4 protein-coding genes are annotated in these 7367 nt (G+C 39.0%); all 4 read right to left on the reverse strand.

Translation table 11 applies throughout. The annotated features are described in order from the left end of the window. Nucleotides 1-3455, reverse strand: a 3455-nt coding sequence (locus tag AC1DDX_RS19140; protein ID WP_477622424.1) for a PVC-type heme-binding CxxCH protein, incomplete at its 3' end; no start/stop codon positions are given. Between the two features lie 202 nt (nucleotides 3456-3657). Beyond that, nucleotides 3658-4752, reverse strand: a complete 1095-nt coding sequence (locus AC1DDX_RS19145; RefSeq protein WP_172662477.1) for a hypothetical protein — start codon at nucleotides 4750-4752, stop codon at nucleotides 3658-3660. A 42-nt stretch (nucleotides 4753-4794) separates the two neighbouring features. Then, nucleotides 4795-6114 (reverse strand): vanadium-dependent haloperoxidase, encoded by a 1320-nt coding sequence (locus AC1DDX_RS19150; protein WP_172662476.1) that lies wholly within the window; start codon nucleotides 6112-6114, stop codon nucleotides 4795-4797. A 16-nt stretch (nucleotides 6115-6130) separates the two neighbouring features. Further along, the coding region (locus tag AC1DDX_RS19155) for an FG-GAP repeat domain-containing protein (protein ID WP_477622425.1) at nucleotides 6131-7367 on the reverse strand (1237 nt) is incomplete at its 5' end.

Consider the following 7367-nt stretch of genomic DNA (forward strand, 5'->3'; position numbering starts at 1 on the left):
CCTTTTACACTTAACAAATATTTAAGCAATGCATCAAAATCCTTTTTGGCAATCGTTTTACTAAATTGATCTGGCATTAGCGTGTATTTGGAAGGTTTTCTTTCTTTAATTTCATTTTTAGGAATGGAAAATTCCTGCCCACCAGGGTTTGCAAACACCAACACTTCACCCTCTTCTCTGCGATACAAACCGGTTAACACCTTCCCGTTTGTTAAAACTATATTATATGTTCTAAAGGCTTGTGAAATATTGCGATTTGGATCTAATACCTTTTCTGTTAAGGCCTTTTGGCCCCAGTTTCCAATACCATCGAGCTGTGGGCCTATCATGCCGCCATTTCCTTTTATCTGGTGACACATGCTGCAATTCTGCATAAACATTGCTTTACCGGATTCTAGAGTTACAGTTGTAGGATCAAAGTCTAACAATCGGGATGCTATCAGCTGTTTCCGTGCTTCGCTCTCTGAGGCCTGACCTAAGCTCATTTGATCTATTTGTTTCTGTTGTTTTGAGCTAATATTTGCAGCAAGCCCCTCTTTTACTGGCAATTCAGATAAAAGATCGAATTTTACATCACCTTGTTTAACAGAAGTCAAAAGGTAATCAATACCTTTTTCAGAGTTGACCAATATAGTTGCAATTGCAAGCTGTAAGCTGCGTTGACTTCCCTCAAAACCTTTTTGTAATAAGACGTATCGGTTCTCAGAATTATCCTGACCAATTACCTGAGCAATTTTTTCTTTCAACAACTGCCCCTCATCAAGACTTAAAAATATCTCTGAGATTAGTGCTTTATGCTTAGCAGGGTTTAAGTTCATCAAAGCCATTGCAGCCGCAGCCCGTGTCTTGTAATCGGCCCAGCGCGCTTTTGCTAACATTTCCATTTCTGGTTCCAGCTCCCTTACCTTGTAATCGCTTACAATTTCAGCAGCCAAAGTATAGCGTGCTGCTGTTTCCGCCACCCCTTTATCCGGGATATTTAAAACTGCAGGTATTAATCCCCCAATCCCAACAGATCCGGTCTTAGTGCTATCAACAACTTCAAGAAATGCCATTTGCCCTTTATAAGGCTCTAAATTGAACTTCACAGATTTCATAAGTTCTTTAGCTTCCATTTTATCATTAAACACTGCACGATAAGAGGCAATTACCTTTTTAGATTTAGCCAGACGAATTCGAACAGTATTTTTTGAAATACCTATTTTAGATTCAGTGTTATGTACATCGTTGTCAAATACACTAAGTGCTAAAGATGAGGGTAAAGCAAAATCAGGTGAAACAAGTATGCCAGTTGGAGGATAGCCATTAATCTCGCTCCAGATTACTTTAAGAGTAGGTAATTCTGCAATAATTGCATGATTTATTGTTGACCAAGGATTTATGGGATCGCCGGTTTGTTCTAGTGGTTTATTACTCCAGAGGTTAGATGTAGCGGAGATGTTTTTTAATGACTTTTGGGCCAGGGTGATTCCCCAGCTTTTCATTGACGGTGTTAATTTCCCCCCCCGTTGCCGTAAACCCTGCTGCATGGTATTGAACAATGCATACTGCCCATCAAGATCATCAGAAAACTTTTTCTGGATAAACTCAATAGGTTGCGTCAGGTTTTCGGCATCCATATAACGACCAATATATTCTAAATTAGAAACCAATTCTTTATGTGATAAATTATGGTTTTGCAGATATCTCATCGCAAATAGTGCAGCCTCTTTAGACGGCACATCCAAAATAACTTTGATCAATACTTTTAACTGTTCTTCATTCCAGTTCTGAGCAAGAACATTTTTCATTACTTCAGTATTCTTTAAGTTATCTCTTACAGCCAATAGAACAGTATATTTCAAATGACTATCCTGTTCACCAGCGCCAGCGTAAACCGACAGTAAAGCCTTAACCGCTACCGCTTTTGGATATTTACCCAACACCTCTGACGCAACACGCTGTACATGTGTACTTGTATCCTTTAATGCATTTAATGCCTTTTCCTGATATTTTAATGGAATTGCTGTTTTCTCCGCAAGTATTCTAAATGCATGCACTCTAATCACCGCATCGTTATGATTAAGTGCCTTATCTAAAACCCCGTCCTGTAAAGCCTTTAAACGAAACAAAATCCACAAAGTCTGAACATAGGACCTTGAATCGGTTTTGGATGATTTAAGTTTATCGGTTAACTGATCAACTGCCTTTACCCCATACCCTTCAACAATTTGATTGGCAATCATCATTCTTAGATTAAGTTGAGGATGGTTTAAGTTTTTAATCAATTCAGCAAGGCTGGCTTTTGACCAATCTTTAAGCTTATTATCTTTATGTTTCTTATCGCCTTTATAAGTTATTTTCCAGATCCTTCCACTTTGACGGTCTCTGAGCGGATGGTCCAGAGGTACCTCATAATGCCCGATAATACGGTTATAGAAATCGGCAATATATAAAGCACCATCAGGCCCTGTTTTAATGTTAACGGGCCTGAACCATGGATCGGAACTGATTAAGAAATCCTCCTGACGCTTCGCTTCGGGTGATGAACCGGTAAAAGACATTGTATTTCTATTGATCCGGCAGGTAACCACATCTCCTGAATAAAAACTGTTTCGGTATTCTTGGGGAAATTGCTCTCCGGAATAATAAACCAGACCAGATAACGCTGTTGATCCAAGTTCATAACTCATCATTTCGGGAGCAAAACCCATGGCTGGCGACTTCTTACCAAAATGAGGATATTCCGCTCCTCTAATCAATTGATAAATTGGTTTAGAATGGCAATCAACTGAATACAGATACCCCCATTCATCGAATGTATAGCCAAAAGGATTCACCCTACCATATGAAGTTTGCTCTACCCTACTTCCATCAGGCTGAAAACGAAATGTATTTCCTGAAACCATGGTAATGGAATCTCCATCAGTACCTGCAATTGTTGAAGTATTGGTAAACCCATGGCAAGCATAGATCCATCCGTCGAACCCCCTTATAAAGTTATTGACCATCCCATGTGTATCCTGGTGACCAAATTCACCTAGAATTACTTTTTTTTCATCTGATTTCCAATCTCCATTTAAATCAGTAAACTGGTAAATATTTGGGATACTAAAGGCAATAGCGCCTTTCTGAACCGGTATTATACCAATTGGTATATTTAGATTTTCTGCAAATGGTATGAATTTATCGGCCTTCCCATCTCCATCTGAGTCTTCAAGTATGGTTATTTTATCATGACCTTTTGCCGGAGCTGCTGCCATTGGATATTCTGATGACTGTGTGACCCATAGCCGACCTTTTTCATCAAACTCCATGTTTATTGGTTTTCCTATGTCGGGTTCAGATGCATAAAGTGTAATTTCGAATCCCGGAGGTAATTTAAATCCGGCACGCTCCTGCTCAGGTGTCTGAAATTCAGTGGTACGGATATGCTCTGCAAACTGCTTTTGATCAGGGTCGGTTATTCCCTTCACATTCCTCTGACTTGTCTTTTTTGACATGTTGCACCCAGAGGAAGCAAGCAGAAGGCAGAGCATTAAAATGCTCTGTTTCAGTCTCATTTGTGTTTAGTTTGCTTCAAATTACAATTATATATTCATTTACCAAAGGCATAGAAACAAAAAAGCTGTCCATAATGCACGATTGTGCTTTATGGACAGCTTCCTATTCAAATTATTACAGTCTGAAAGAAATTCCCAGATTGACAGAATAATCCGCAAAGGCTGCATCCCCGTTTACAAATGTTGTAGCAGTTGAGCGCGCCCTGTCGGTAACACTTTGAGTTCTTTTTCTGTATACCGCTGCAGGTACCGAAGCATAAATATTTATTTTGCTTAGCTGATAAGTAAGGCTTGGTTCAACTGAAATAACATATCCTGGTCTGCGGAAATCTCCACTTCCACCAATAACGTCATGAATTGGAATACCTTCAATTCGTCCACCTGCAGAAACGACTAATTTATTCAAAGCATAGTTGGCTCCTAACCTTGCCATAAACTGATCTGGAACACTGCTAATTGCCTCGTTAGCCAATGCTGGGCTAACTAACTCGCGATAAGTTCTTACTCCATTATTCTGACGTGGATTACTTAAATAAAAAGCATTAGCATACAAACCAAGGTTGTTTTTTATGTTAGCAAATGAATTAATTTCAAGGGTTAAACCTGTTCCTCCATCGCCCAATTGAATTGACTGATCTACGGTACGTAATTCTGGTTTTTTACCAGGACCAACATTTTGCCAGTAATCCTTATAATCATAAACACCGGTGGCAAATTTAATCCCCAATCCTACCTGAACATTTGCTTTTGGACTGGTTGCAGGATTGAACAACCAGCGATAAGCTGCAACCCTAATGTCGCCCAATCCAAATGAGTGCATACTATGTCTTTCGTCATTAAGATTTGGCGGCGCATTATGCTCATATTTGGAGGATCTGGCATTGGAGATAATAGGAACATCTATCATTGCAGACCAACGACTGTTGAATACTCGGATCAGGGAAAGATCAGTAGCAAACTGATGGTTGATCACTTCGTTTCCAGCCTTAATCCTCTCTTTTTGATAAACATCGCCTTTGAAATGCTTATTTGACATAAAATATCGGGTATTGATATTCAAAACCCAACTTCCACCATCAGATGTTAACGAGCTATCAGGATGTTCGGTCATTGCACAAATCCCTCCGGTGCTTCGGATTGCTACACATCCCTGGGAAAAAACTTTAGCGGTGATTAAAACAATAGCGAGCGTGGTAAAGATTTTTTTCATAATTGATTTTTAGGTTAAAAATTTAGTTTGTTTGGTTTATTTTTAAGATTGTTTGGCTTTCAATTTCGAGATGACCAATTCCCCAACACCAAAGCCAGTGGTCATTCCGTTTTCTATAGCATCCATGAAATGGATACCACCCCAATATCTACTCATTGCTCCTTCTTTTGCAGCCGCTTTAAATGAGGTGAATTTTCTGGATGGCAGGCCATATTTCTCTTCAACATCATCAGTATAATGGTAATTATCACCAAAATAGTGGGTCAGTATAACAGAAGAAGTAGCGGAAATACAAGAATGCCCGCTTAGATATTCCGGAAATGGCGGGGTTTGTAGCAATGGTTTCCATTTGGGATCAATATAGCTCCTAATGGCGGTTTCTGGTCGTATCCTATTACTTCTGAATTTCTCGTCCCAACAACTAATGAAGCTATCTGTTAAACCAACAGACACCATGGTATATACTTCTAAAGATTTAGAGAAACTAAACTTCGATTGCTTACATGCAATTCCTGCTATACCTATCCAGTGTGCTCCCGGAGAGATCTTCTTCATGCCGGTTAACAAATGTCCATCACTTTTTAATGCAAAAGGATTGCAATCCCAAAATGCGGCTATCGCTCTATGTTCTGGTGTTAGCCCTGCCCCTCCCTCCACATAATTACCTAACATCAATTTATAAAACGCCGAATTTTTATCCTTAGAAAAAGGGACAGGAGGTGCTGGTTTAAATTGAGAGCAGGAATCTAGTGTAAACGGACGTATGGTATTAAAATACGGCTCAACCGGTGGGAAATAAGCAGGTGGAGTTGGATACCAGCTACCTTCTATATTTAGAGGTGTATAGCGGGGATAGTTACTGATCTTGTTATACTTATCTGCCTTGGCATATCCTAATATCTGTTTACTTACTTGCTGCGCATATAATTTAGAATTCTCAATAACATTGTTAGAAAATCCTATTTTTTTACAGGAGTCTAAAAATGATTGCTCATATTTTTCAAACAAACTTCCGGATGGCTGCATTTTTTTTGCTGTCGCAATCATAGCCAATATTGCGCTTAACTGATAAGAATAGCTTCCGGGAACAGATGGCTTAATAATTTCCGGATAGTCATTCAATATCCCCTTCATCGAAATACAATTGGAGTCATTTTGTACAACTACCTCATAACCAGAAAGACTTGCATAAGTAAAAAATCGGGCAGCAAGCGGAGGATTTGTTACGTCATGGATCATGAGTGAAGTCATTTCATCCAGGACTTTAGCAATATCCTTATTACTAAGCTCCGGTGATTTTTCATTGTTGCGGCATGCGGCGAAGCATATTACGCACAAACTAAAAAACAATAGTTTTCTCATATAAATAATAATAGTTCTATTTTCCTTTTAACTGATAGGCCTTTGCACCCTGCTGATTAATACCAAAGACAATCGTATTGTTAATCTCGATTACACTTCTAACATCCCCTTGTAACTTAAATCCGGATATATACTGAGGTATATAGCTAAAACTACCCTTACCATTGCCTTTTAACAGTACTCCATAATTAGCATCGTATTTTCCGAAACGAAGTCGGGCCTGATTCATATTACCACACAATAGCAGGTCATTATGACCATCTGCATCATAATCAATAGAAGTAATGGTATAAACCGGAGCCATTTGTGCTTCAACGGGTAAATCCCTTTCATGAAAACGCCCGTCGGTTCCACTCTGAAAATAGGTAGTTTTAAGACAGTTGGCCTTTAAATATCTAGCATCCTTTAATTCATCTGCTGTAAATACATCTTTCAATGTCGCATCAGCATAGCTTGTATAATTTGAGAACCGTGGCCTCATTATGCTCATTTGATCTAATAATTCATCCCTGGTTATATAAGGGAAGCTTTTTCCCTTCAGATAAAAACATAGAATAGGATCAATGGCACCATTACCATCAAAATCTTTATAATACATTTCTGCAGGTTCTTTATCGCTGACTTTGCATTGACTATTTAAACCGAGATTTCCAACAACTAAATCTGGTCTGCCGTCTTCGTTAAAATCACCAACCTGAAGTTTATTCCACCAGCCACTGTATTCTTTATCAAAATAACTTTTGGTTTTATTTACTAATTTTCCGCTTGTATTAATGAATGCATTAACCGGCATCCACTCTCCTACAGTAACCAAATCGGGTTTTTTATCACCGTTTAAATCTATCCATGCAGCGTCAGTAATCATCCCACCTTGATTTAATTCAGGACAAATAAGGCTTAACTGATCTGTAAAATGACCTTTTCCATCGTTTATTAAAAGATAACTCTTTGGGGCTTCAGGATAAAGACCCGGGATCACCCGACCTCCAACAAAAACATCTAAATGTCCATCTCCGTTAAAGTCTGCTACACGCGCACAGCTTTTGCTTACATTCATTTCGGGAAGCGTACCGGTTGATTTTAAAAGATTCCCCTTTCCATCATTCATATACAAGCGATCTTGCAATAATGGATCGGCAACATTAAAACCATGATATCCACCGCTTACAACATACAGATCGGTAAAACCGTCACCGTTCGCATCAAAAAATACTGCGTCTGCATCTTCACTATCCTTATCACCCTCAAAAGGC

Source organism: Pedobacter sp. 10L46_2 (assembly GCF_056395165.1).